The sequence below is a fragment of the Brevundimonas sp. genome (genome assembly GCF_965278935.1).
In the GTDB taxonomy this organism is placed as follows: Bacteria; Pseudomonadota; Alphaproteobacteria; order Caulobacterales; family Caulobacteraceae; genus Brevundimonas.
In genome coordinates, this window is sequence record NZ_OZ257124.1 from 1134589 (window position 1) to 1158371 (window position 23783).

Here is a 23783-nt window from a genome sequence, read left to right on the forward strand (position 1 = left end):
CATGACCGATCACGCTCCCATCAACAGCCGGCCTTTCGCCTTCGACACCGAGTTCGACGGTCAGGGCTCGGTCGTGCGCGCATCCGAGTTCCGCCCGACCAAGCGCGCCTACATGCCGTCCGAGGTCGAGGCCCTGGTCGCCCAGGCCCGGTTCGAGGCGCGCGAGGCGGCTCTGGCCGAGGCTTCCAGCATCGAGGCCATGGGCGTCGCCGCCATCGGTCAGGCGATGGGCCAGGCCATCCCGGCCCTGACCCACGTCGCCCACACCCACCGCGAACAGTCGGCGGCCCTCGCCCTCGCCGCCGCCCGCGTCATCGCTGCGGCCGCCCTGGAGCGGCTGCCGACCGGCCCGCTGCAGTCGGCGCTGGAGACCCTCGGTCAGGAGATCGACGGATCCCCCCGGCTGGTGATCCGCGCCTCGGGTCTGGAAGCCGGGGTGCAGGCCAGGATTCAGGCGATCTGCATCGACGCCGGCTTCACCGGCGTGGTGGCTTTCCGCGAGGACCTGTCCCTGCCGCTCGCCGCCTTCCAGCTGGAATGGGCCGACGGTCGCGCCGACTTCGATCCCGCGGCCGCCGCCGACCGGATCGCCACCGCCCTGACCTCCGCCCTGGCCTCCGAGGCCGGGCACGCCGAATCCCTCATCAACGGAAGTGACCTCTGATGGCCGACGACCTCGCCCTGGAAGAGTTCCCGGAGTCCACCGCTCTCGCCACGATTGACGAGCTTGGGGACAAGTCCGCCGCCGACCTGTCCACCGTGTTCGACGTGCCGGTGAACATCTCCGCCGTCCTGGGCAAGGCCCACATGACGGTGGCCCAGCTGCTGAAGCTCAATCGCGGGAGCGTGCTCGAGCTGGACCGCAAGGTCGGAGAGGCCATCGACATCTTCGTCAACAACCGTCTGGTCGCCCGCGGGGAGGTCGTCGTCGTCGAGGATCGCCTGGGCGTGACCATGACGGAAATCATCAAGACAGAGGATTCGGCCGCCTAGGGCGCGCCGGTTCCTGCGTAAAGATTAGAGGAGAAGACCCATGCGGCTTCTGGTGGTTGGACGGCTTTCGGGCCAGCTCGCGGCGGCAGTGAAGATGGCCATGGCGCACGGCGCCAAGGTCAGCCACGTCGAGCGCACGGATCAGGCGACGGAGCAGCTCCGGCGCGGGCAGGGGGCCGACCTGCTGATGGTGGACTACAACCTCGACATCGGGGCCCTGATCGCCGCCAACGACGCCGAGCGGATCTTCGTGCCGGTCGTGGCCTGCGGCGTCGACAACGATGCGGACAAGGCCGCCGCCGCCATCCGCGCCGGGGCCAAGGAGTTCATCCCGCTTCCGCCCGACGCCGACCTGATCGCCGCCGTCCTGGCCGCCGTGGCCGACGACGAGCGCCCGCTGATCTCGGCCGATCCGTCGATGCAGGCGGTGATCAAACTGGCCGACCAGGTCGCCCGCTCGGAAGCCTCCATCCTGATCACCGGCGAAAGCGGCGTCGGCAAGGAGGTCATGGCGCGCTATCTGCACCAGCACTCCAAGCGCGCCGAGCGGCCGTTCATCAGCGTCAACTGCGCCGCCATTCCCGACAACCTGCTGGAATCCGAACTGTTCGGGCACGAGAAGGGCGCCTTCACCGGCGCCGTGGCCCGCCGCATCGGCAAGTTCGAGGAGGCCGACGGCGGCACCCTGCTGCTGGACGAAATCTCGGAGATGGACGCTCGCCTGCAGGCCAAGCTGCTGCGCGCGATCCAGGAACGGGTCATCGACCGCGTGGGCGGCACCAAGCCCGTACCGGTCAACATCCGCATCATCGCCACCTCCAACCGCGACCTGGCCAAGGCCGTGGCCGAGGGCGTGTTCCGCGAGGACCTTCTGTATCGTTTGAACGTCGTGAACCTGCGGCTGCCGTCGCTGCGCGAGCGGCCCGGCGACGTGGCGGTGCTGGCCGATCACTTCGTCAAGAAATACGCCGCCGCCAACGGCGTGCCGGTCCGGCCGCTGTCCCAGGACGCCCGCCGTGCGCTCGCCGCCCACCGCTGGCCGGGTAATGTGCGCGAGCTGGAGAACGCCATGCACCGCGCGGTCCTGCTGGCCGTCGGCGCCGAGATCGACGCCGAGGCCATCCGCCTGCCGGACGGCCAGCCGCTGACGGGCGTCATCGCCGGTTCGGACGCCGGCCCGGCCGCCCGCGCCGCCCAAACCGCCGACGCCGTGTCCCGCGCCTATGTCGGCCAGACCGTCGCCCAGATGGAAAAGACGCTGATCCTGGACACCCTGAGCCACTGCCTGGGCAACCGGACGCATGCGGCCAACATCCTCGGCATCTCGATCCGGACCCTGCGCAACAAGCTCAACGAGTATGCCGACGAGGGCACCCAGATCATGGCGCCCCAGACCGGCATCGCCACGACCGCCTACGGCGCGAACGCCGCGTGACCGATCGTCGGACGGTCCTGACCGGTCTCGGCGCGCTCGGCCTGCTGGGCTGCGCGCCGAAGGGCGAAGCCGCGGCTCCGGTCGTTTCGTCCGCGCCGGAGGTCCTCGACCTGTCCGCTCTGGAAACCGCCAACGGCGGCCGCTTCGGCCTTTTCGCCCACGACCTCGGCTCGGGCCGTCGACTGACCGCGCGCGGCGACGAGCGGTTCGTCTATTGCTCGACCTTCAAGATGTACCTCGCCGCCGCGACCTTTCTGCGCGTCCAGGCCGGGGAGGAGCGGCTCGATCGCCTCATCCCGATCACCCGCGCCGACATGATCGACCACGCCCCGGTCACCGAGCCTGCGCTCGGCTCCAGCCTGACCGTCGAACAGCTGATGAAGGGAACGGTCGAGGTCTCGGACAACCCCGCCGCCAATCTGTTGCTGAAGGCGCTGGGCGGCATCGCGCCGATGCAGGCCTTCTATCGCGGCATCGGCGACGCCTCGACGCGGGCTGACCGTTTCGAGCCCGAGATGAACCGCATCGACGGCGACAAGGACACGATCACCCCGGCCCAGTCGGCCGCCAACATCCACCGCCTGTTCATCGACCCGGGCTCGCCCCTGTCGCAGGCTTCGAGGACGATGCTGCTGGGCTGGCTGTTCTCCTCGCCGACCGGCGTCGACCGCATCAAGGCGGGCGTCCCGGCCGGCTGGCGCGTGGCGCACAAGACCGGCACGGGCGGCTATGGCCCGACCAACGACATCGGCATCCTTTATCCGCCTTCGGGCGAGCCCGTCATCGTCGCCGCCTACTATCACGCCGCGTCCGACCGGCCCGAAAATGAAGGCGTCATCGCCGAGGCGACCCGTCTGGCCCTGAGCGCCCTCGGACGCGCATGACCGACACGCCTGTCATGATGAAGGACGGCATGGCCCGTCCGACCGGCGGCGACATCCGTGGCTGGCTGATGCGCGGCGAGGTGGGGATGGCCGTCGGCGTGATCGGCGTCATCCTGCTGCTGATCCTGCCGGTTCCCAAGTTCCTTCTGGACCTGCTGCTGGCCATCAGCCTCGTGTCGTCGGTGCTGATCCTGATGACGGCGCTGATGATGAAGCGCCCGCTGGACTTCGCCATTTTCCCGACGGTCTTGCTGATCTCGACCCTGTTCCGGCTGGGCCTGAACCTGGCCTCGACGCGTCTGGTTCTGACCCACGGCCACGAAGGCCACGACGCGGCCGGTCAGGTCATCAACGCCTTCGGGGCGCTGATGATGGGTGGCAGTTTCATCATCGGCATCATCATCTTCGCCATCATCCTGGTGGTGAACTTCGTGGTCATCACCAAGGGTTCGACCCGGATCGCCGAGGTCTCGGCCCGCTTCACCCTGGACTCCATGCCGGGCAAGCAGATGGCCATCGACGCCGACCTGTCCAGCGGCCTGATTACCGAGGACCAGGCCAAGCTGCGGCGCAAGGAACTGGAGCAGGAATCCACCTTCTTCGGCGCCATGGACGGCGCTTCGAAGTTCGTGCGCGGCGACGCCGTCGCCGGCCTGATCATCGTCGCGATTAACGCCATCGGCGGCATCCTGATCGGCACGCTCCAGCACGGTCTGCCGATCGGCGAGGCGGCCAATACCTACATCCAGCTGACCATCGGCGACGGTCTGGTCACACAGGTTCCGGCCATCATCATCTCGATCGCCGCCGGCTTCCTGGTGTCCAAGGCGGGCGTCGAGGGTTCGGCCGACAAGGCCCTGGTCGCCCAGCTGGCCACCAATCCGGTCAGCCTGGGGATGGTCGCCGCCGCCTCCGCCCTGCTGGCCCTGATCCCCGGCATGCCGATCCTGCCCTTCGCCGGCCTGGCCATCGGCTGCGGCTACATGGCCTGGCATCACGGACGCGCGAAGCTGAAGCCCCAGCCGACCGAGGCGGAACTCGCCGCGACCGCCAACGCGGGCAAGCCCAAGGACGATGCGGAAGAGCCCATCGGCACGGCCCTGACCATCGACGAGGTCAAGATCGAGCTCGGCTACTCCCTGCTGACCCTGATCAACGATCTCGAAGGCCGCCGCCTGACCGATCAGGTCCGCGCCCTGCGCCGCGCCATGGCCCAGGAGTTCGGCTTCGTCATGCCGTCGGTGCGCATCCTCGACAACATGCGCCTGCCGACCCAGGGCTATGCGATCCGCATCAAGGAGATGGAGGCCGGCGCCGGCGAGGTCCGCCTTGGCTCACTTATGGCGATGGATCCGGCCGGTCGTCAGGTCGAACTGCCCGGCGAACACACGAAGGAACCTGCTTTCGGCCTGCCCGCGACCTGGATCGACGAGAGCCTGCGTGAGGAAGCCACCTTCCGGGGCTATACCATCGTCGACCCGTCGACGGTGCTGACAACCCACCTGACCGAGATCCTTAAGGAGAACATGGCCGACCTGCTCACCTATGCGGAGGTGCAGAAGCTGCTGAAGGAGCTCGGCCCCGAGGAGAAGAAGCTGGTCGAGGAACTGGTGCCCTCGGTCGTCACCGTCACGACCCTGCAACGGGTGCTTCAGGCCCTGCTGCGCGAGAAGGTCTCGATCCGCGATCTCGGCGCCATCCTCGAGGGCCTGGCCGAGGCCGCGCCGCATTCCTCCTCGGTCACCACCCTGGTCGAACACGTCCGCACGCGTCTGGCCCGTCAGCTGTGCTGGCAGCACAAGGCCGAGGACGGTGCGCTTCCGATCATCACCCTGTCGCCCGACTGGGAGGCCGCCTTCGCCGAGGCTCTCGTCGGGCAGGGCGAGGACAAGCAATTGGCCATGGCGCCCTCGCGGCTTCAGGATTTCATCCGCGCCGTCCGCGACGTGTTCGAACGCGCCGCCATGGCGGGCGAGAGCGCCGTCCTGCTGACCGGTCCGCAGATCCGCCCCTACGTCCGCTCGATCATCGAACGCTTCCGCGGCCAGACGGTGGTGATGAGCCAGAACGAAGTGCACCCGAAGGCGCGCCTGCGGACGCTCGGGTCGGTCTAGCTCACCCGGATGAACCCGCCCGCCGAGGCCGCGCGCGCAGCCTCGTTGGTGGGTCGGGCGATCAGACCGGACTGGGTGATCCAGACCTCGTAGGTCGCGCCGTTGGCCATCGGCATGTAGGCAGCGGACCCATACAGGGTATCCACGGCGTCGATGTAGCGACGATACCGCCGCGCCGCATCCCAGATGCTCAGGTTCCACGGCACATGGGCCAACGGACCCGTCTTCACGTCGCCGCCGGACAGGGCATGAACGCTGCGGGCGCCCGTGCGCTCCTGTTCGATGTTCTGATAGCGGCCCGACAGGCGGTCCAGCCGGTACTGGGAATCGAGCCCGACGACATTGGCCCAGGGCTTCCACTTCAGGACCTGGGCCTCCATCCGCCATTCGTCGCCGTTGATTGGATAGACGGCCGTCCGCGCCGGCAGTTCGCCTTGCGCCGGTTGAGCCACGATAACCTCGAAATACTGCGGCGCCAGTTGACGGATCGACAGGCTCGCCACCGGGCGCTCGTAGGTCAGGCGAGAATAGGTCTGGACGTTCTGGCCCAGCAGGGCGGCGCCCAGGGCGGCAGCGAGGAGAGCCGCTCCGCCCAGAGTGCCGAAGAGGCCGCCGAAGAACTTGCCCCGAAACAGTGAAGCCAGTCCGGCGAACAGAATGAGGGCGCCGACGATGGCCACGGCTGTCGGTGCGATCCACCACCACCAGAACATTCAGTCCACTCCCGAAACGGCACAGCTTGTTAACGGAACACTTTGACCGTGCACAGGTTGCGCCGCGAATGACTTCACTGGACACGCGAATGTCCGGCGCTAAAGCTTGCGCCGCATGTCGTCGGTCTTTCTCCAAAACCTCTCGCGGTTCGGCCGGTTCCTGCGTGAAGGAACTCTGGGCCGTTCGATCTCACTGCTCCTCGCCGGGGCCATCGCCCTGTTGCTGCTGGTCAATATCTCGACCTTCGTCCTGATCCAGCGCACGGCGGCCTTCAACGAGCAGGTGGATTCCACCTGGCAACTGCGTCGCGCCGCCCGGGGCATCCTGCTGAACGTGAAGGATGCCGAGACCGCCCAGCGCGGCTACATGCTGACCGGCCAGACCAGCTTTCTGATGACCTACGACCAGAGCGCGCAGGTCGCGCCCCAACTGCTCGGCCGGTTCAAGGACCTCGCGGGCGAGGACGAGGTCGGCCAGGCCGCGGGTGAGGCCCTGACCCGGTTGTCGCGCGACAAGTTCCTGGAAATGTCGAGCATAATCGACCTGTCGCGGCGAGGGCGCACGCCCGAGGCCCTGGATCAGGTCCGTTCCGGCCGCGGCAAGCTCCTGATGGAGCAGCTCGACGCAGAGATCGCCACCCTCGATTCCCAGCTGGGCGCGCGCCTCTCCGCACAGCAGGCCAACTCCGAAGGCTCCGCCGTCTTCACCATCATCGTCAATGCGATCGCCGGCGCGCTGATCCTTGTGCTCGGCGCCATCGTGGCCATCCTGGTCAGACGCTACCTCACCGATCTGGCCGAAGCCCGCGCCGACCTCGACCGCGTCAACTCGGGTCTGGAGGAGACCGTGAAGGCCCGCACCGCCGCCCTGACACGCGCCAACGAGGAGGTGCAGCGGTTCGCCTATATCGTCAGCCACGACCTGCGTTCGCCGCTGGTCAACGTCATGGGCTACACGGCCGAGCTGGAGCAGGTCGGCAAGACCATCGACCGGGCGATACGCGAGGCCGAGCAGGTGCGCGATGTCGACAAGGAGGTCATCACGGCGGTCCGCGAGGACCTGCCCGAAGCCGTCGGCTTCATCCGCGCCTCGACCGAGAAGATGGACCGACTGATCAACGCCATCCTCAAGCTGTCGCGCGATGGCCGCCGCAGCCTCGTCCCTGAAACCATCGACGTGGGCGAGATGGCCAAGGGCGCCGCCGACAGCATCCGTCACCAGCTCGAGGAGACGAACACCGAGTTCGTCGTCGGCGACATGGTCTCCTTCGAAAGCGACCGTCTTTCGATCGAACAGGTCATCGGCAACCTGATCGAGAATGCCGTCAAATATTCGGACGGGTCACGCCCCAACCGCATCGAAGTGAGCGGTGTCGATCTGCCGGGCGGCTGGGTCGAGTTCGCCATCGCCGATCAGGGCCGCGGCATCGCGCCCAAGGACCACGAACGCATCTTCGAACTGTTCCGTCGCTCGGGCCGTCAGGACCGCCCGGGAGAGGGGCTGGGCCTCGCTTTCGTGCGGAACAGCGTTCGTCGTCTGGGTGGCTCCATCGACGTGGAGTCAGCGCTCGGCCAAGGCTCGACATTCCGCCTGAAATTCCCCAAACGCCTGATCCTCGACGAGGCCGGAGACACCCAGTGAGCGCACCCGTAAAAATCGTCATGGTCGAGGACGACCACGGTCACGCCAAGCTGATCGAGAAGAATATCCGTCGGGCCAACATCTCCAACGAGATCGTGCACTTCGACCACGGTCAGCCGGCGCTGGACTATCTGTTCTCGGAAGAAGTCCGGGCCAACGGGCCGATGCTGATCCTGCTGGACCTGAACCTGCCGGACATGAGCGGCACCGACATCCTGGCCGAGGTCAAACAGGACGAACGCCTCAAGCGCGCGCCCGTGGTCGTCCTGACCACGACCGACGACAAGACCGAAATCCAGCGCTGCTACGACCTCGGCTGCAACGTCTACATCACCAAGCCCGTCGATTATGAGAGCTTCGCCGGAGCCATCCGCCAGCTGGGCCTGTTCCTGTCCGTCATGCAGGCGCCCGACATCGAATGACGTCTGAAAAGCCGTCCATCCGGCTGCTCTACATCGACGACGACCGCGGTCTGTCGCGGCTCGTGCAGAAGGAACTCGGCCGTCACGGCTACGAGGTCACGCTCGCGGCCGACGGCGACGAAGGCGTGGCCGCCCTGGATGCCGGCGACTACGATATCTGCGCGCTCGACCACTATATGCCGGGCCGCGACGGCATCGACGTCCTGCCCGACATCCTGCATCGCCCTGCGCCGCCGCCGGTCGTCTATGTGACGGGCGCCCAGGAAGGCCGGATCGCGGTCGCAGCCTTGCGCGCCGGCGCCTCCGATTACGTCATCAAGGACGTGTCCGAAGACTTCACCGCCCTGCTGCGTTCGGCGCTGGAAGACGCCCTTCTGCGTCGTCGTCTTGAGCGCGAGAACGAGGAAGCCCAGGAGATGGTGCGTCTCGCCCGCGACCGCGCCGAGGCCATGCTGCGCGAGGTCAATCACCGCGTCGGCAACTCCCTCCAGCTCGTCTCGACCTTCATGTCGCTGCAGCTGCGCCACATGGCCGACGAGGGCGCCCGCGACGCCCTGCGCGAAGCCCAGGCCCGGATCGAGGCCGTCGCCCACGTGCACCGCCGCCTCTACACCTCCGGCGACATGGAGTCGGTGGACATGCAGGCCTATCTCGATGGTCTGGTCGGCGAACTGACCAAGTCGCTGGGGTCGGATGCGGCCTCGCCCAATATCACTCTTCAGGCCCAGCCCATGCGCGTCTCGACCGACCAGGCCGTGTCTCTGGGCGTCATCGTGACCGAGCTGGTGACCAACGCGGTGAAGTACGCCTATGCAGCCGGCGAAGCGGGGGAGATCCGCGTGATCCTGGCCCCCGACGAGACCGGTCGCGCCATCCTGACCGTCGAGGACGATGGCCCGGGCCTCGGCGACGGCAAGCCCAAGGGCACCGGCCTGGGCGGCAAGATCATCACTGCCATGGCCTCCGGCCTGCGCTCGGCCGTCGAGTTCGACGGCGCGCACAAGGGCGTCCGCGCGCGTCTGGCCTTCGACCTGTGAAGCCCTCGCTCCAGTTCGGTGTCGCAGATCCCGGAGCCGACTATCTGTTCCGGCCAGCCACGTTCGGTCTGGTCTTCCATGACGAGAAGATCGCCTGCGTCCGGGTGACGCGCGACACGCCCTACTACGACCTGCCCGGGGGCGCCGTGGACGGCGTCGAGACCGAGGAACAGGCCCTGATCCGCGAGTTCGTGGAGGAGGCGGGCATGACCGTCCGCCCGATCGAGCGCATCGCCGAGGCCGGCCAGTATTTCCGCAAGTCCGACGGGCAGCCGGTCAACAATGTCGGCGGCTTCTGGATCGCCGGGATGCTGGCCCTCAACCCGTCCCGCAAGGTCGAGGATGACCACGAACTGGTCTGGCTGCATCCCCGGACGGCCCTGGCCGAACTGCGCCATGACGCCCACGCCTGGGCTGTGGCGAAGTGGCTCAGAAGCTAAGCGTCGCCATACGGAACGCCGCGAGGCTCCGTTCGCTCTTGATGCCGAAGCGCCGCCACAGTGGCGACGCCGAGTGTCGAGGAGCCTCCCCATGGCGGATAACGATCGTATTGAAGGCGCAGTCAAGAACATCGGCGGCAAGATCAAGGAAGGTGTCGGCAACATCACCGGCGACGAGAAACTGAAAGCCGAAGGCAAGGCCGACCAACTCGAAGGCAAGGTCCAGAACACCGTCGGCGGTATCAAGGACACCCTCAACGAAAAGCGCTGATCCCGGTCAGTCTCGAATGAAAAAGGCCGCCTTTCGGGGCGGCCTTTTGCTGTCCGGCGTCAGTCCTTGCCGAACAGGTTGATCGACAGCCCTCGCGAGCCGGCATCGTCGGCACGGCAATCGGTGACGAAGGCCACCGATCCACCCTGGCGTTCCGCGCGCGGACGACAGTCGGGGATCCTCGGGGTGACGGTCGCCGCAGCCCGACGCTCGGGCATGCCGCACTGGACCGGGTAGGCTCCGTCGTCACCAGGGGTAGCCAGGCACGGGACCGGCTCGCCCGCAGGCCGAAGTCCCGCCGGCAACTGGTCGCCCAGCGCTGCGGACAACTCGATCCGCACCCGCGCCTGACAGACGTCCAGCGGTTCACGGCTCACCAGCGGGCTGCACTGCGACCGTTCCCAAGCGAACGGATCGGCCACGGCCCACGCGGGCAGGTCCCTGACCGGGGTGGCGATCTCGACGGGCTCGGCCTCCGCCGCAGGGGTCGGGGTCTCCCACACGACCGCCTGTTGCAGAACCATGGCCAAGGCGAACGTGGTCAGCATTGGACACTCTCCTGAACAATGGTCACGCTCGCACGAAACGCGGGTTTCCGCACCTCACGCGTGCGTGTCAGCGCGTCAGCGCCCGCATCGCCCGGTCCAGCCCGTCGAGCGTCAGCGGATACATGCGCTCGTCCATGACTTCCTGCAGCAGTTTCACCGACGCCGTGTAGCTCCAGAACCTCTCGGCCACGGGATTCAACCACACCGACTTGCCCCACTGCAGCCGAGCGCGCCGCATCCAGACCGCCCCGGCCTCCTCGTTCCAGTGTTCGACCGAGCCTCCCGGCATGGTCACCTCGTAGGGGCTCATGGTCGCGTCGCCGACAAAAATGGCCCGCCAGTCGCCGGGATACTTGTTCAGCAGATCCCAGGTTGGAATCTTCTCGGCGTGCCGGCGCCGGTTGTCCTTCCAGACGCCCTCGTAGAGGCAGTTGTGGAAATAGAAGAACTCCAGGTTCTTGAACTCGGTCTTTGCGGCGCTGAACAGCTCCTCGCACAGCTTGATGTGCCCATCCATCGACCCGCCGACGTCGAGGAACAGCAGGACCTTGATGGTGTTGCGCCGCTCGGGTCGCATCTGGATGTCCAGCCACCCTTGGCGCGCCGTGCCGTCGATGGTGCCGTCGATGTCCAGTTCCTCGGCCGCCCCCTCGCGCGCGAACCGGCGCAGGCGTCGCAGGGCCACCTTGATGTTGCGCGTCCCCAGTTCGACCGTATCGTCCAGGTTCCTGTACTCGCGCTTCTCCCAGACCTTGACCGCCCGGCCGTGTTTGGGCTGCCCGCCGATGCGCACGCCTTCGGGATTGTAGCCGCCGTTGCCGAAGGGGGAGGTGCCGCCGGTGCCGATCCACTTGTTGCCGCCCTCGTGGCGCTTTTCCTGTTCCTCCATCCGCTGCTTGAGCGTTTCCATGAGCTTCTCGAAGCCGCCCATGGCCTCGATCTCCGCCTTCTCCTCCTCGGTCAGGAACTTGTCGTTGAGCAGCTTCAGCCAGTCCTCGGGCACGTCCAGGCTCGGCTCCTCGCCCGCGCCGATCGTCTCGATGCCCTTGAACACCGTGCCGAAGACCTGATCGAACCGGTCGTAGTGTTTCTCGTCCTTGACCAGGACCGCGCGCGACAGGTGATAGAAGTCCTCGACCCGACCTCCGGCCACGTCCTTGTCCATGGCCTCCATCAGATGGAGCCATTCCTTGGTGGAGACCGGAACCCTGGCCTGCCGCAGGGCGGTGAAGAAGGGGAGGAGCATGGCGGAGAACCTGAGCCTCGATCAGCCGCGCCGCAAGATGAACTCGTGGTCCCGCCAGGCGCCGACCGGATACTGATACTCGCCCGCCTTCACGAACCCGTAGGCCTCGTACAGCTTCTGGGCCTTGAGGTTGCCGCTCCAGACGCCGATCCACAGCGGTCCATCGGTGTTCGCCTCCATCCAGTCCAGCGACAGCTTCAGCAGTTGGGTGCCGAGACCCAGACCCTGCGCGGCCTTACCCACATAGAGGCGACGGAGTTCCATGTTTCCGGGTGCGCTTTTCGGGTGGGGCAGGGTGTTGGGCCCCGTGTTGGCGAAGGCCAGCAGTACGCCGTCCCGCTCCGCCACCCACCAGGCCGCGCCGGGTTCGGCCAGTTTCTTCGCCGTCGCCTCGGTCGAGAAGCTGGCGTCGAGAAAGGCCGCCAGGTCGTCGGCGGGGTAGGGGATGGCGAACCCGTCCTCGGCCACGAAGGTGTCGATGAAGGTCTGACGGCCCAGGGCGCCGAGGGCTGCGGCGTCTTCGGGGCGAGGGGGGCGGATCACGGCGTCGGTCATGGGGAGGGTTTCGCTTGAGCGAACCGATCGCTCAACATTTTATTCCGCGCATCCCGATCCGCTTGTAGGCTGACGCGATGTCCGTCGCCCTGTTCACCCACACCGACATGATCGCCCACGCACCCGGCGCCGGTCATCCGGAACGGCCCGAGCGTCTGGCTGCCGTCCTCGCGGCGCTCGACGACGCGGACCTCAAGCTCGACCGTCGCGACGCCACCGAGGCCACCGTCGCCGATCTGGAGCGAATCCACCCCGCAGCCTATGTCGCCCGCATGATCGAGGCCTCGCCCGCGAGCGGCCTGGCCCAGCTCGACGCCGACACCCTCCTGTCGCCAGGCAGCGTCCGCGCTGCCCGCCTTGCCGCCGGGGCCGCCATCGACGCCGTCCGGGCCATCGCGGCCGGCCAGACCCGGCGCGGGTTCGCCGCTGTCCGCCCGCCGGGCCACCATGCCGAGCCGAACCAGGCCATGGGCTTCTGCCTGTTCTCCAACGTCGCCGTCGCCGCCCGAGTGGCCCAGTCGCTGGGCATGGCGAAGGTCGCCGTCGTCGATTTCGACGTCCACCACGGCAACGGCACCCAGGCCGCGTTCGAGGCGGACCCGACCCTGTTCCTGGCCTCCATCCACCAGATGCCCCTCTACCCGGGCACCGGCGCGCCATCCGAGACCGGTGTCGGCAATATCGTCAACGCGCCGGTCGAGCCGCATGCCGCCCGCGAATCATGGCGTGCGACCTTCGCTGGCGGATTGATGCCCGCGCTCGACGATTTCGCACCGGACCTGATCATCATCTCCGCCGGTTTCGACGCCCACCGGCGCGATCCGCTCGCCCACCAGAGCCTCGAAGCCGAGGATTTCGCCTGGGCGACCCGCGCCGTTCTGGAGGTCGCGCGGCGACATTGCGGCGGCAAGGTTGTCTCTTCGCTGGAGGGCGGTTACGACCTTGAAGGACTGGGTCAATCGGCCCTCGCCCATGTGCGGGCCCTGGGGGAGGCGTAAGGAAGTGTCGACCCCGGCGAACCCGTCCGTCCCCCTCCCAACCGCAGCATGACGTCAGACAGTGTCGAACAAGATGCCGGCCAGATGCTGAAGCCTTCGCGCCCTGGCTCGATCACGCTCGCCCGTCACGGCGAGCCCGCTCTCTCGCGCAAATGCATGCTGACCTCGGATCAGTACCGCGACTGGTGGGCGAAATACGAGCTGGGCGGCCTGCTGGCCGGCCAGACCCCGCCGCCGGAATTGCTGACCACGGCCGCAGGGGCAGGCATCATCTTCGCCTCGACCCGCCAGCGCGCCCAGGAGACGGCTCTGGCCATCTCGGCGGGTCGCGAGATCACCTCGGACGTGATGTTCATCGAGGCGCCGCTTCCGCCGCCGCACTTCCCCTCGTGGTTCAAGCTGCCGCCGAAGTACTGGGGCGCCGTCGCCCGCTTCTGGTGGCACGCCTTCGACCACCACGAAGGGCAGGAAACGCGCGCCCAGGCCGAGATTCGAGCCGAAGCGGCGGCCCGGCGATTGATCGCCCGCGCCGAGGCCGGGGAGGACGTGCTCGTTCTCGCCCACGGCTATTTCAACCACATGGTCGGGGTCCGGCTGAAGGCCGACGGCTGGAAGCTGGTTCACAACCAGGGCTTCAGATACTGGTCCCAGCGCCGCTACGAGCGGGTCTGAACGCCGTTTACCCTGCGACGCCGGTTCCCCGTTGAAGCGAAAGCGGCTCGCCTCTAGGGTCGCTCCGATGTCAGATGCCGCTCCCGCCATCCCCGCCGATCTCAGCTTCGAGGACGCCCTGTCGCGTCTGGAGACCATCGTCTCGCGCCTCGAGTCCGGTCAGGCCCCGTTGGAGGAATCCATCACCCTGTACGAGGAGGGCGCGCGCCTGAAAGCCCATTGCGAGGCACGCCTGAAGGCCGCCCAGCTGCGCGTCGAGAAGATCGTCGTCGGCTCCGACGGTCAGGCCAAGGGCGTCGAACCGGCCGAGTTCGGATGATGGAGACCGCGATCGCCTCTCCTCCGGCCGACCGCATCGCCTTCGACGACTTCCTCAAGGTCGACATTCGGGTGGGCGAGGTCGTGCGCGCCGAGCCGTTCCCGGAGGCCCGCAAGCCCGCCTACAAGCTGACCATCGATTTCGGCCCGGAGGTCGGCATCAAACGCTCCTCAGCCCAGATCACGCGCCACTATACCCTGGACCAGCTGAACGGCCGCAAGGTCGCCGCGGTGGTCAACTTCGCCCCCCGCCAGATCGGTCCTTTCATGTCCGAGGTCCTGACCCTGGGCTTCCCTGACGCGGACGGCGAGGTCGTTCTGGTCGGCGTCGATCGCGACGCGACGATCGGCGGACGGTTGTTCTGATGAAGCTGGCCGCCAACGCCCCGCATCAATCCGTCGCCGAGCGTGTCGCCGAGGTCGCCGACCTTGTCACCGTCGCGCTCGATGAACTGCTGCCGCGCGCCGACGGTCCCGAATCCCGGCTGACCGAGGCTATGCGTTACGCCGCCCTGGGGCCGGGCAAGCGTCTGCGGCCCTATTTTGCCATGGAGGCCTCGCGCCTGTTCGACATCGAGGAGCGGCCGGTTCTGCGCGCCGCCTGCGCCCTCGAATGCGTCCATGCCTACAGCCTGGTCCACGACGACCTGCCGGCGATGGACAACGACGACCTGCGACGGGGTCGGCCCACGGTTCACATCGCCTATGACGAGGCGACGGCCATCCTCGCTGGCGATGCCCTCCAGACCGCTGCCTTCGACATCATCCTGCATCCGGACACGCACGAGGACGCCGCGATCCGCTGCGCCCTCGCGGCCCGGCTGTCGCTGGCCTCGGGCGCGCGGGGCATGGCGGGCGGCCAGATGATCGACCTGCTGGGCGTGCGCGACGACCTCGGCGGCGTCGCCCGGATGCAGCGACTGAAGACCGGCGCCCTGTTCACCTACGCCTTCGAGATTCCCCTGATCGTCGCCGGCGCCTCGGACGACCAGTGCCAGGCCCTGACCGCCTTCGCCCACGACATCGGCCTGGCCTATCAGATCGTCGATGACCTGCTGGACGTCGACGGCGACGAGACCGTTCTCGGCAAGGCCGCCAACGGCAAGGACGCGGCCCAGGGCAAGACCAATTTCGTCACCCTCCTAGGTGTCGATCAGGCGCGTCATCGCGTCGCGCACCTGGCCGATCAGGCCCGCAGCCACCTCGACCTGTTCGGTCCCGACGCCGAAAACCTCAAGGCGAGTGTGGACTTCGTGCTAAACCGTCGGTCCTGACGCGCGTTAGAGTTCTTGATGCCTGACACCCCCCTGCTCGACAAAGTCCACCTCCCCGCCGACATGCGCGGTTTCGACGCCGCACAGCTGCGCCAGTTGGCGGACGAGCTGCGGGTCGAGACCATCGATGCGGTATCCACGACCGGTGGCCACCTCGGCGCCGGCCTCGGCGTGGTCGAACTGACCGTGGCCCTCCACCACGTCTTCGATACGCCGAAGGACATCCTGATCTGGGACGTCGGCCACCAGTGCTATCCACACAAGATTCTGACCGGCCGTCGCGACCGGATCCGCACCCTGCGCACCGGCGGAGGCCTGTCGGGCTTCACCAAGCGCAGCGAGAGCGAGTACGACCCGTTCGGCGCGGCCCACGCCTCGACCTCGATCAGCGCCGCCCTCGGCTTCGCCGCCGCCCGCGACCAGAAGGGCGAGACGAACAAGGTCGTGGCCGTCATCGGCGACGGCTCCATGTCGGCCGGCATGGCCTATGAGGCGATGAACAATGCGGCCGAGACGACCGGCCAGCTGACCGTTATCCTCAACGACAACGACATGTCGATCGCGCCCCCTGTCGGCGGTATGAGCGCCTATCTGGCCAAACAGGTCTCAGGCGGCGCCTATCAGAATTTCCGCAAGTTTGGCCGCGAGGTCGTGCAGCACATGCCCCGCCCGTTCCGCGAGGCGGCGCGCAAGGCCGAGGAATACGCCCGCGGCATGATCGTCGGCGGCACCTTCTTCGAGGAGCTGGGCTTCTACTACATCGGCCCCGTCGACGGCCACGACATGGACAACCTCGTCCCCATTCTGAAGAACGCCGCCGCCATCACCGACCGCCCGGTCGTGGTCCACGTCGTGACCCAGAAGGGCAAGGGCTATGCGCCGGCCGAAAGCAGCGCCGACAAGCTGCACGCGGTGGTCAAGTTCGACGTCGTCTCGGGCAAGCAGAACAAGACCGTCTCCAACGCGCCGTCCTATACCAAGGTGTTTGGGACCGAACTGATCAAGCGCGCAGAACGCGATCCGTCTATCGTCGCCATCACCGCCGCCATGCCCTCGGGCACGGGCCTCGACCTGTTCGGCAAGGCCTTCCCGGACCGCACCTATGACGTCGGCATTGCCGAACAGCACGCGGTGACCTTCGCCGCCGGTCTGGCCGCCGACGGGATGAAGCCGTTCTGCGCCATCTATTCGACCTTCCTCCAACGCGGCTATGACCAGGTCGTCCACGACGTGGCGATCCAGAAGCTGCCCGTCCGCTTCGCCATGGACCGCGCCGGTCTGGTCGGCGCCGACGGCTCGACCCACGCCGGATCGTTCGACATCGGCTATATGGGCGCGCTTCCCGGTATGGTTCTGATGGCCGCCGCAGACGAGGCGGACCTCGCCGCCATGATCGCCACGGCCTGCGAGATCGACGACCGGCCCTCGGCCTTCCGCTATCCGCGCGGTGATGGCGTCGGCGTCGACATCCCCGACCTGTCCGCCCCGCTCGAGATCGGCAAGGGCCGCATCGTTCGCGAAGGGACGGCTGTCGCTATCCTTTCCTTCGGCACCCGCCTGCAGGAATCGCTGAAGGCCGCCGACATCCTGGCCGCGCACGGCGTCTCGGCCACGGTCGCCGACGCCCGCTTCGCCAAGCCGCTCGACCACGACCTGATTACCCGTTTGGCGCGCGAGCACGAGGCCGTGATCACGGTGGAGGAGGGCGCCATGGGCGGCTTCGGCGCCTTCGTGCTTCAGTATCTGGCGAGTGAGGGTGCGCTGGACGCAGGCCTGAAGATTCGCACCCTGCATCTGCCCGACGTGTTCCAGGATCAGGACAGCCCGGCGGCGCAATACGCCGAGGCCGGCCTGGACGCCGAGCATATCGCGGCCTCGGCGCTCAAGGCGCTGGGGGTGGACCGCCTGCCCCTCTCCCAGCGGGAGAGGGCTTGAGCGCACGGCGCCGATAGCCGTCGTTCGTGCGCGAAAGGGTAAGGGGTTGGCGCTAACCGGTGAGGGCATGACCCTCACCCTTTCGGCCAAGGCGCATCGCTAATGCTCTGCGGGCCTCAAGCCCTCTCCCACTGGGAGAGGGAGGACTTTACGCCGCCGTCTTGATCTCGTTGGCGTCGTCGAGCAGCACCACGGTCGGCGACCACTGGCGCGCTTCTTCGGCCGGCAACTGGCCGTAGGTCACCACGATGACCTTGTCGTTCTTCTGCACCAAGCGGGCCGCCGCGCCGTTGACGCCGATGACCTTGGACCCGCGCGGGGCCTCGATCGCATAGGTCGTGAAGCGCGCGCCGTTGGTGATGTTCAGCACATCGACCTGCTCGTGCGGGAGGATCCCGGCGGCATCCAGCAGATCGCCGTCGATGGCGATCGAGCCTTCGTAATCCAGATCGGCCTGGGTCACCGTCGCGCGGTGCAGCTTGGCCTTCATCAGGGTGACCAGCATGGGAGGTGCGGTCCAGTCATGACGCGGGGCGATAGCCCCCGCTCGCAGACGGCGGATATAGGGATTTCCGCCCCCGTCTTCAATCGCAATGCTGCGAGCGCGAGATGACCGGCTCTGACGGATTCCCTCGTTGCAGCACGTTCATTTGACCGCAACGCGGCCGGCCCTATGTTCAGCATCAGGCCGCCCGTGGCCGATCGACCGGACGCCCTGCCTCCCATGAAACAGTTCTTCCTGACGGTGCTCGGTGTCTTCACCGGCCTGATCCTGTTCGTCGTCGTCCTGCCGATCGTCCTGATCATCGCGGCGGCGGCCTCTTCCAGCGAGCCGGCCACGCCCGCCAACGCCGTGCTTGAACTGGACCTGCGCGAAGGCATCACCGATCAGTTGTCCAACAATCCGTTCGCCGCCTTCGGGGGCTCGGGCCTCTCGGTCGTCGGCATCGTCGATACCCTGGCCCAGGCCGAGAAGGACGATCACGTCAAAGTCCTGCTGGTCCGCCTGCCGGAGGCCGGTCTGGCCCCCGCCGCCGCCGACGAGATCCGTCAGGCCGTCCGTCGCTTCCGCGCCGCGGGCAAGCCGGTCATCGCCCACTCCCAGGGTTTCCAGCCGGTCGGCACGGTGATCTCCAGCTACATGGTCGGCGCCGCCGCTTCCGAGCTGTGGATGCAGAACACGGCCAATTTCCAGGCGACGGGCTTCTCGGCCGACAGCGTCTTCCTGGGGCGTGCCTTCGACAAGTACGGCGTCCGCGCCGAGTTCGAGCAGCGTTACGAGTACAAGAACGCCGTCAACGAATATACGCAGTCGGACTACACCGGCCCCCATCGCGAGGCGATGACCGCCTGGATGACGTCCATCTACGACTCGGCTCTCGCCAACGCCGCCTTCGATCGCAAGGTCGAGGCCCCGGCGCTGAAGACGACGATCGAGGCCGGTCCCTATTCCGCGGCCCAGGCCCTGCAACTGAAGCTGATCGACAAGATCGGCCAGGTCGAGGAGGCCGAAGCCGAAGCCAGGCGCCGCGCCGGAAACGGCGCCGACATCATCGAGTTCTCCGACTACGCCGCCTCCCAGGGCGAGCGCATGGGCTCCGGCCGCGACGCCATCGCCATCGTCGGCGGCGAGGGCGCGATCGTGACGGGAACGGGCGGAGGCGGCGGCCTGAGCGGCGGGTCATCCATCGCGTCCGACGCCACGGCCGAGGCCATCTACGACGCCATCGAGGACAAGTCGGTCAAGGCCATCGTCTTCCGCGTCTCCTCGCCCGGCGGCTCGCCCGAAGCCTCCGAACAGATCCTCGCCGCGGTCCGCGCGGCCAGGGCGGCGAAAAAGCCCGTCGTGGTCTCCATGGGCGAATATGCCGCTTCGGGCGGCTACTGGATTTCGTCGGAAGCCGACTGGATCGTGGCCCAGCCTTCGACCCTGACGGGCTCCATCGGCGTCTTCGGCGGCAAGTTCGTGGTTTCCGATGCGCTGGGTCGTTTCGGCGTCGATCTGCGCGGCCTGTCCGTCGGCGGCCAGTACTCGGACGCCTTCAGCCCGTCGTCGAGCTTCTCCGAAACCCAGCGTGCGGCATTCTCCGCCTCGATGGATCGCACCTACGAGGAGTTCGTCGATCGGGTCGCCCGGGGTCGTCGCATCCCTATCGCCCGCGTGCGCGAAATCGCCCGCGGCCGCGTCTGGACCGGTGCGCAAGGCAAGACCCTGGGCCTCGTCGACCAACTGGGCGGCCTGACCGAGGCCATCGGCAAGGCGCGCGAACTGGCCAAAATCCCCGAGAATCAGTCGGTTCGTTTCAAACGTTTCCCCGAGCCCCAGTCGCCGTGGGAAGCCCTGTCCTCGGCCTTCGGCGTTCAGTCCGAGGCCGCCCGTGCTCTGGTGACCCTCGGCGGCGTAATGGCCGATCCCCGCGCCCAGGCCATCCTGTCGCGCGTCGAGACCGAGCGGATGCGCGGGCAGGGGGCTTCGGTCCTCGCCGATCAACCGCTCTAGATCGTCAGGGTGCGGCGATTAACACTCGCCTGTGAAGCGGCCGGTCATTGACGGTTCACCTCTGTGGACCGACATTGGGGGTTCAGGCGTTCTTCGGAGCGCTCGACAAGGAATAGAGATGACGCAGGACCCGTTCGCCAGCCTCGGTTTCCAGAATCGCCGACGTCCCCAAGGGCTGCTCGCGCCGATCATGTGGCTGTGCGGCATGATCGCGACCGTGGCGGCCCTGACCGTCGGCGCCCTGCTGGCGGTCTTCACCGCCGCCGCCGTCGCCGTGATCGCCCTGTGCGCCAGCATCCTGATCTTCTTCGCCGGCCTCGCCATGCGCGCCCGTCGCCGCGTCACCGTCCGCGCCCGTCGCGCCGACGACGTGATCGAGGCCGAGAAGGTCGGCGACACCTGGGTCGCTTACGGGTGGGAACGTCACGGGCGCTAGACCCATGCTGAAGATCACCGAGGCGCTCTCACCGAACTTCGACCAGCGTCGTGGCCCGCCCGACATGGTCCTGCTCCACTACACCGGCATGCAGACCGCGGAAGCGGCGATCGCGCGTCTGCGCGATCCGGAAGCCAAGGTCTCGGCCCACTATGTCGTCGATGAGGACGGGTCGGTCCTGCGGCTGGTGCCCGAGGAGCGCCGCGCCTGGCATGCCGGCAAGAGCTGGTGGAAGGGCGAGACCGACATCAACGCCGTCTCCATCGGCATCGAGATCGTCAATCCGGGCCATGAATTCGGCTATCGCGACTTCCCCGACGCCCAGGTCGCCTCGGTCATCGAACTGATCGACGGGATCAGAGGGCGCTGGGCGATCGAGGACGCCCGCATCCTCGGCCACTCCGACGTCGCCCCGACCCGCAAGGAAGACCCCGGCGAACGCTTCCCCTGGAAGACGCTGGCGGCGCGTCGTCAGGGCCTGTGGTTCGAGCCGGCCCGTGAACGCATCGCCGCCCTCGGCGTGCCTCTGGCCGTCGGCGACGAAGGCCTCGGTGTCCACGTGCTGCAGGCCGGTCTGCACCGGCTCGGCTACGAACCTCTGCCTGACGGCAAATACACCGAAGAGACCCGCATCACCGTCCAGGCCTTCCAGCGCCACTGGCGGCCCTCGAAGGTCGACGGGATCGCCGACGGAGAGACCCGCGCGACGCTGATGGGCGTGCTTCAACTGGCCGCCGCGGAAAGCGTCACCGGTGTGTTGAATTGACCTGAGGCCCCAAAGAGCCCATCACGCCCCCGCCAGACGGCCGGGCGGTCGCGGCGGGACTTGATCCCGTCGAGGAAAGTCCGGGCTCCACGGTGAAAAGGCGGCGGGTAACGCCCGCCCGGGGTGACCCGAGGGACAGCGCCACAGAAAGCAAACCTCCTGCGTTTCGACGCGGGTAAGGGTGAAAGGGTGGGGTAAGAGCCCACCGCGTCTCTGGTAACAGCGACGGCATGGCAAGCCCCGCCTGGAGCAAGACCGAATAGGGACGTCGCGCGGGCTCGCCCGCAGGGCTCACCGCCCGAGGCGTCCGGGTAGGTCGCGAGAACCGTCCAGCGATGGGCGGTCCAGAGGAATGATCGTCACCGCTCTCGGGCGGGACAGAACCCGGCTTACAGGCCGTCTGGCATTTATCCCCCACTAACGCTTTCCCGCCACAGTCGGGCGCGGATGGCCGCGTCTGCACTGAAAACCGGGCGAAAGTTGCTTCCGGTGTTCTGTGTATGTTCTGTCCAAGGTCTTCGGGACGGGCAAGTTTGGTTAAATCTCGTCAACCATTCCCATTGAGACCCAGTTCATCCCATGCTATCCCATAACGGTGATGCGGGGATTGGCGGCGCCGGCTTGTCGGGCGCGGGGATGAATTCAGGGGCGAGCCTACAGGCTCGATTTGGACGGGCGTGTTTCTCGGAACCAGTGAGAAGCAGTTGGACGGCAAGCGCCGTCTCCTGATCCCTCAGGAATTCCGCACCTCCGACAACGGCGCCGACCTGGGCGTCTTCTGTTTCTTCTCGGTCGAGTCCGACTGCCTCGAGGCCGGCGGCGACAAGCTGATGGCAGAATACGTCGCCATGATCGAAGCCCTGCCGTTCGGCGACGACTGGCGCACGGCGCTCGAAGAGACGGTCTACGGCGGCCAGAAGCAGCTCGCCTACGACGGCGGAGGCCGCATCACCCTGCCGGAAAGCCTGTGTCAGGAAGCCGGTCTCGGCGAGGACGTGGTCATCGTCGGCATGGGCCCGCGCTTCCAGATCTGGGACCGCGCCCGCTGGAACGCCCGCAAGGACGATCGCCGCGTGCTCGCGCGCAAGGCCATGCGCGAACGCGGCGACGTCGCCCGCCGCCGCATGCCGGGGAACGACACGTGAGCGGCCCGCACGCCCCCGTCCTGCTGGATGAAGTCATCGAAGCCCTGGCCCCCGGGGCCGGCGACGTGATCATCGACGCCACCTTCGGAGCCGGGGGCTACACCCGCGCCATCCTCGCGACGGGTGCGAAGGTCATCGCCCTCGACCGCGACCCGACGGTCCAGCGTCACGCCGACGCCGTCGCCAACGATCACCCCAACAAGTTCCAGCTGGTTCGCACCGCCTTCTCCGGCCTGTCCGACGCCTTCGCCGAGACCGGCGAGGCGAAGCTGGACGGCGCCGTCTTCGATATCGGCGTCTCCTCCATGCAACTGGACGAGGCCGAGCGTGGCTTCTCCTTCATGCGCGACGGCCCGCTGGACATGCGGATGTCAGGCGAGGGAGAGAGCGCGGCCGACATCGTCAACGGCTGGGACCACGGTCCCCTGGCCCACATCCTGAAACAGTATGGCGACGAGCGTCAGTCGGGTCGGATCGCCACCGCCATCCTGCGCCGACGTATCGCGCAACCGTTCGCCCGCACTCTCGATCTGGCCGATGTCGTCGAGAAGGCGCTCGGCGGTCGTCGCGGCGCCCCGACCCATCCCGCGACCCGGACCTTCCAGGCACTTCGCATCGCCGTGAACGATGAGCTGGGCGAGCTGACCAGGGGCCTCGAAGCCGCCGAACGCACTCTGTCGCCGGGCGGACGCCTCGCCGTCGTGACCTTCCATTCTCTCGAAGACCGGATCGTGAAGGCCTTCCTGACCGAGCGCAGCGGCAATGCCCCCGGCGGCTCGCGCCATGCCCCCGTCGCCATCGAAACTCGCAAGCCCAGCTTCACGCTTCAGTTCAAGGGCGCGCGAGAGGCCGGCGAGGCCGAACTGGCCGTCAATCCGCGCTCGCGCTCCGCCAAGCTGCGCGCCGCCGTCCGCACCGGGGCCCCGGCCTGGAAGGCGGCCGCATGATCCGCGCCTCGGTTCAGCGCCTGTTCGACTGGAAGATCCGCGGCATCCGCTGGATCGAGATCATCGGCGTCATGTGCGTCGCCGCCATGGTCTTCTCCGTCTATGTCGCCAAGGCCGCCGCCGCCCGCGAGAGCGCCGCTATCGGCCAATTGGAACGCCAGATCGCCGAGAACTCCCAGCGCGTCCGCCTGCTGCGCGCCGAGGCCGCTCGCCTGGAACAGCCCGGCCGTCTCGAGACCCTGTCGCGCGGCGCCGCCCTGGCCCCCGTCAAGGCCGAGCGTCAGGTCGAGGAGGCCGCCCTCGCGAACCTGAAGCCGGTCCACGTCCCGGCGCCGGTCGTTGTCGCGCCGGCCCTTGCTGACCCCGTCGCTCCAGCCGTCCCGGCCGCCCCGGCCGGCGAAGTCGCCGCGCCCGCTGCGGAGGCCGTGCGATGACCGTTCACGATCCTCGCGCCTTCCGTCCGGCTCCCGGCGTCGGTCGCCCCCTGACCTC

27 protein-coding genes and 1 other RNA gene are annotated in these 23783 nt (G+C 67.6%); 23 read left to right on the plus strand and 5 right to left on the minus strand.

Annotation, left to right across the window (positions count from 1 at the left end):
* Position 1 precedes the first annotated feature (1 nt).
* Genes ACQY68_RS05680 through flhA form a run of 5 tightly spaced genes read left to right on the plus strand, consistent with a single transcriptional unit; the run spans position 2 to position 5426 of the window.
* Complete coding sequence (locus ACQY68_RS05680; RefSeq protein ID WP_428152083.1) at positions 2 to 664, plus strand: flagellar assembly protein FlbE; 663 nt, start codon at positions 2 to 4, stop codon at positions 662 to 664.
* On the plus strand, positions 661 to 993 hold the full coding sequence (gene fliN / locus ACQY68_RS05685; RefSeq protein ID WP_428152594.1) for a flagellar motor switch protein FliN: 333 nt from the start codon (positions 661 to 663) through the stop codon (positions 991 to 993). The genes ACQY68_RS05680 and fliN overlap by 4 nt, the downstream gene beginning before the upstream one ends.
* 40 nt (positions 994 to 1033) lie before the next feature.
* Positions 1034 to 2428, plus strand: coding sequence for a sigma-54 interaction domain-containing protein (locus ACQY68_RS05690; RefSeq protein ID WP_428152084.1), 1395 nt, complete (start codon positions 1034 to 1036; stop codon positions 2426 to 2428).
* Positions 2425 to 3312, plus strand: coding sequence for a class A beta-lactamase (gene bla / locus ACQY68_RS05695; RefSeq protein WP_428152085.1), 888 nt, complete (start codon positions 2425 to 2427; stop codon positions 3310 to 3312). The genes ACQY68_RS05690 and bla overlap by 4 nt, the downstream gene beginning before the upstream one ends.
* Positions 3313 to 3326: 14 nt before the next feature.
* The gene (gene flhA / locus ACQY68_RS05700) at positions 3327 to 5426 is read left to right on the plus strand and encodes a flagellar biosynthesis protein FlhA (RefSeq protein ID WP_428152595.1); all 2100 of its coding nucleotides are present in this window, start codon (positions 3327 to 3329) and stop codon (positions 5424 to 5426) included.
* On the opposite strand, the gene ACQY68_RS05705 is transcribed toward flhA, so the two are convergent.
* Positions 5423 to 6139 (minus strand): hypothetical protein, encoded by a 717-nt coding sequence (locus ACQY68_RS05705; RefSeq protein ID WP_428152086.1) that lies wholly within the window; start codon positions 6137 to 6139, stop codon positions 5423 to 5425. The two genes, flhA and ACQY68_RS05705, sit on opposite strands and share 4 nt — an antisense overlap.
* 115 nt (positions 6140 to 6254) lie before the next feature.
* On the opposite strand from ACQY68_RS05705, the gene ACQY68_RS05710 reads away from it, so the two are divergent.
* From ACQY68_RS05710 to ACQY68_RS05730, 5 genes are all read left to right on the plus strand, one after another.
* Positions 6255 to 7781 carry a sensor histidine kinase gene (locus tag ACQY68_RS05710; protein WP_428152087.1) on the plus strand — a complete coding sequence of 509 codons (1527 nt, stop codon included), beginning with the start codon at positions 6255 to 6257 and terminating at the stop codon, positions 7779 to 7781.
* A 20-nt stretch (positions 7782 to 7801) separates the two neighbouring features.
* Complete coding sequence (locus ACQY68_RS05715; RefSeq protein WP_428152596.1) at positions 7802 to 8203, plus strand: response regulator; 402 nt, start codon at positions 7802 to 7804, stop codon at positions 8201 to 8203.
* Complete coding sequence (locus ACQY68_RS05720; protein WP_428152088.1) at positions 8200 to 9240, plus strand: sensor histidine kinase; 1041 nt, start codon at positions 8200 to 8202, stop codon at positions 9238 to 9240. The genes ACQY68_RS05715 and ACQY68_RS05720 overlap by 4 nt, the downstream gene beginning before the upstream one ends.
* Entirely contained in the window at positions 9237 to 9680 is a 444-nt protein-coding gene (locus tag ACQY68_RS05725) for an NUDIX domain-containing protein (protein WP_428152089.1), read from the plus strand. The genes ACQY68_RS05720 and ACQY68_RS05725 overlap by 4 nt, the downstream gene beginning before the upstream one ends.
* A 91-nt stretch (positions 9681 to 9771) precedes the next feature.
* The gene (locus tag ACQY68_RS05730) at positions 9772 to 9951 is read left to right on the plus strand and encodes a CsbD family protein (RefSeq protein WP_428152090.1); all 180 of its coding nucleotides are present in this window, start codon (positions 9772 to 9774) and stop codon (positions 9949 to 9951) included.
* Between the two features lie 59 nt (positions 9952 to 10010).
* Here ACQY68_RS05730 and ACQY68_RS05735 read toward each other — a convergent pair whose 3' ends face one another.
* The 3 genes from ACQY68_RS05735 to ACQY68_RS05745 form a co-directional block, all read right to left on the minus strand.
* Positions 10011 to 10499: a hypothetical protein gene (locus tag ACQY68_RS05735; RefSeq protein ID WP_428152091.1), complete on the minus strand. Its 489-nt coding sequence runs from the start codon at positions 10497 to 10499 to the stop codon at positions 10011 to 10013.
* Positions 10500 to 10566: 67 nt separating this feature from the next.
* Complete coding sequence (locus ACQY68_RS05740) at positions 10567 to 11745, minus strand: vWA domain-containing protein (protein WP_428152092.1); 1179 nt, start codon at positions 11743 to 11745, stop codon at positions 10567 to 10569.
* Between the two features lie 21 nt (positions 11746 to 11766).
* The gene (locus ACQY68_RS05745; protein WP_428152093.1) at positions 11767 to 12300 is read right to left on the minus strand and encodes an N-acetyltransferase family protein; all 534 of its coding nucleotides are present in this window, start codon (positions 12298 to 12300) and stop codon (positions 11767 to 11769) included.
* A 77-nt stretch (positions 12301 to 12377) separates the two neighbouring features.
* Between ACQY68_RS05745 and ACQY68_RS05750 the strand changes: the two genes are divergently transcribed.
* The 6 genes from ACQY68_RS05750 to dxs all read left to right on the plus strand — a co-directional run bounded on the left by ACQY68_RS05750 (position 12378) and on the right by dxs (position 17497).
* Complete coding sequence (locus tag ACQY68_RS05750) at positions 12378 to 13298, plus strand: histone deacetylase family protein (RefSeq protein ID WP_428152094.1); 921 nt, start codon at positions 12378 to 12380, stop codon at positions 13296 to 13298.
* 84 nt (positions 13299 to 13382) lie between these two features.
* Complete coding sequence (locus ACQY68_RS05755) at positions 13383 to 13970, plus strand: histidine phosphatase family protein (RefSeq protein WP_428152095.1); 588 nt, start codon at positions 13383 to 13385, stop codon at positions 13968 to 13970.
* Between the two features lie 67 nt (positions 13971 to 14037).
* Positions 14038 to 14289 carry an exodeoxyribonuclease VII small subunit gene (locus tag ACQY68_RS05760; RefSeq protein WP_428152096.1) on the plus strand — a complete coding sequence of 84 codons (252 nt, stop codon included), beginning with the start codon at positions 14038 to 14040 and terminating at the stop codon, positions 14287 to 14289.
* The gene (locus ACQY68_RS05765; protein ID WP_428152097.1) at positions 14286 to 14654 is read left to right on the plus strand and encodes a tRNA-binding protein; all 369 of its coding nucleotides are present in this window, start codon (positions 14286 to 14288) and stop codon (positions 14652 to 14654) included. The genes ACQY68_RS05760 and ACQY68_RS05765 overlap by 4 nt, the downstream gene beginning before the upstream one ends.
* Complete coding sequence (locus tag ACQY68_RS05770; protein ID WP_428152098.1) at positions 14654 to 15562, plus strand: polyprenyl synthetase family protein; 909 nt, start codon at positions 14654 to 14656, stop codon at positions 15560 to 15562. The genes ACQY68_RS05765 and ACQY68_RS05770 overlap by 1 nt, the downstream gene beginning before the upstream one ends.
* A 15-nt stretch (positions 15563 to 15577) precedes the next feature.
* The gene (dxs, locus tag ACQY68_RS05775; RefSeq protein WP_428152099.1) at positions 15578 to 17497 is read left to right on the plus strand and encodes a 1-deoxy-D-xylulose-5-phosphate synthase; all 1920 of its coding nucleotides are present in this window, start codon (positions 15578 to 15580) and stop codon (positions 17495 to 17497) included.
* 148 nt (positions 17498 to 17645) lie between these two features.
* On the opposite strand, the gene panD is transcribed toward dxs, so the two are convergent.
* Positions 17646 to 18002: an aspartate 1-decarboxylase gene (gene panD, locus ACQY68_RS05780; protein ID WP_428152100.1), complete on the minus strand. Its 357-nt coding sequence runs from the start codon at positions 18000 to 18002 to the stop codon at positions 17646 to 17648.
* 219 nt (positions 18003 to 18221) lie between these two features.
* Here panD and sppA point away from each other — a divergent pair, with 219 nt between their 5' ends.
* The 7 genes from sppA to ftsL all read left to right on the plus strand — a co-directional run bounded on the left by sppA (position 18222) and on the right by ftsL (position 23725).
* A complete protein-coding gene (gene sppA / locus ACQY68_RS05785; RefSeq protein ID WP_428152101.1) occupies positions 18222 to 19997 on the plus strand; it encodes a signal peptide peptidase SppA in 1776 nt (591 codons plus the stop codon).
* A gap of 118 nt (positions 19998 to 20115) precedes the next feature.
* Positions 20116 to 20433: a hypothetical protein gene (locus ACQY68_RS05790; RefSeq protein WP_428152102.1), complete on the plus strand. Its 318-nt coding sequence runs from the start codon at positions 20116 to 20118 to the stop codon at positions 20431 to 20433.
* A gap of 4 nt (positions 20434 to 20437) precedes the next feature.
* Complete coding sequence (locus ACQY68_RS05795; protein WP_428152103.1) at positions 20438 to 21199, plus strand: peptidoglycan recognition protein family protein; 762 nt, start codon at positions 20438 to 20440, stop codon at positions 21197 to 21199.
* 32 nt (positions 21200 to 21231) lie between these two features.
* An RNA gene (rnpB, locus tag ACQY68_RS05800) (RNase P RNA component class A) lies at positions 21232 to 21607 on the plus strand.
* Positions 21608 to 21876: 269 nt separating this feature from the next.
* Entirely contained in the window at positions 21877 to 22344 is a 468-nt protein-coding gene (locus ACQY68_RS05805; protein ID WP_428152104.1) for a division/cell wall cluster transcriptional repressor MraZ, read from the plus strand.
* A complete protein-coding gene (gene rsmH, locus ACQY68_RS05810) occupies positions 22341 to 23291 on the plus strand; it encodes a 16S rRNA (cytosine(1402)-N(4))-methyltransferase RsmH (RefSeq protein WP_428152105.1) in 951 nt (316 codons plus the stop codon). Before ACQY68_RS05805 ends, rsmH begins: the two co-directional genes overlap by 4 nt.
* On the plus strand, positions 23288 to 23725 hold the full coding sequence (gene ftsL, locus ACQY68_RS05815) for a cell division protein FtsL (protein WP_428152106.1): 438 nt from the start codon (positions 23288 to 23290) through the stop codon (positions 23723 to 23725). The genes rsmH and ftsL overlap by 4 nt, the downstream gene beginning before the upstream one ends.
* Positions 23726 to 23783 lie beyond the last annotated feature (58 nt).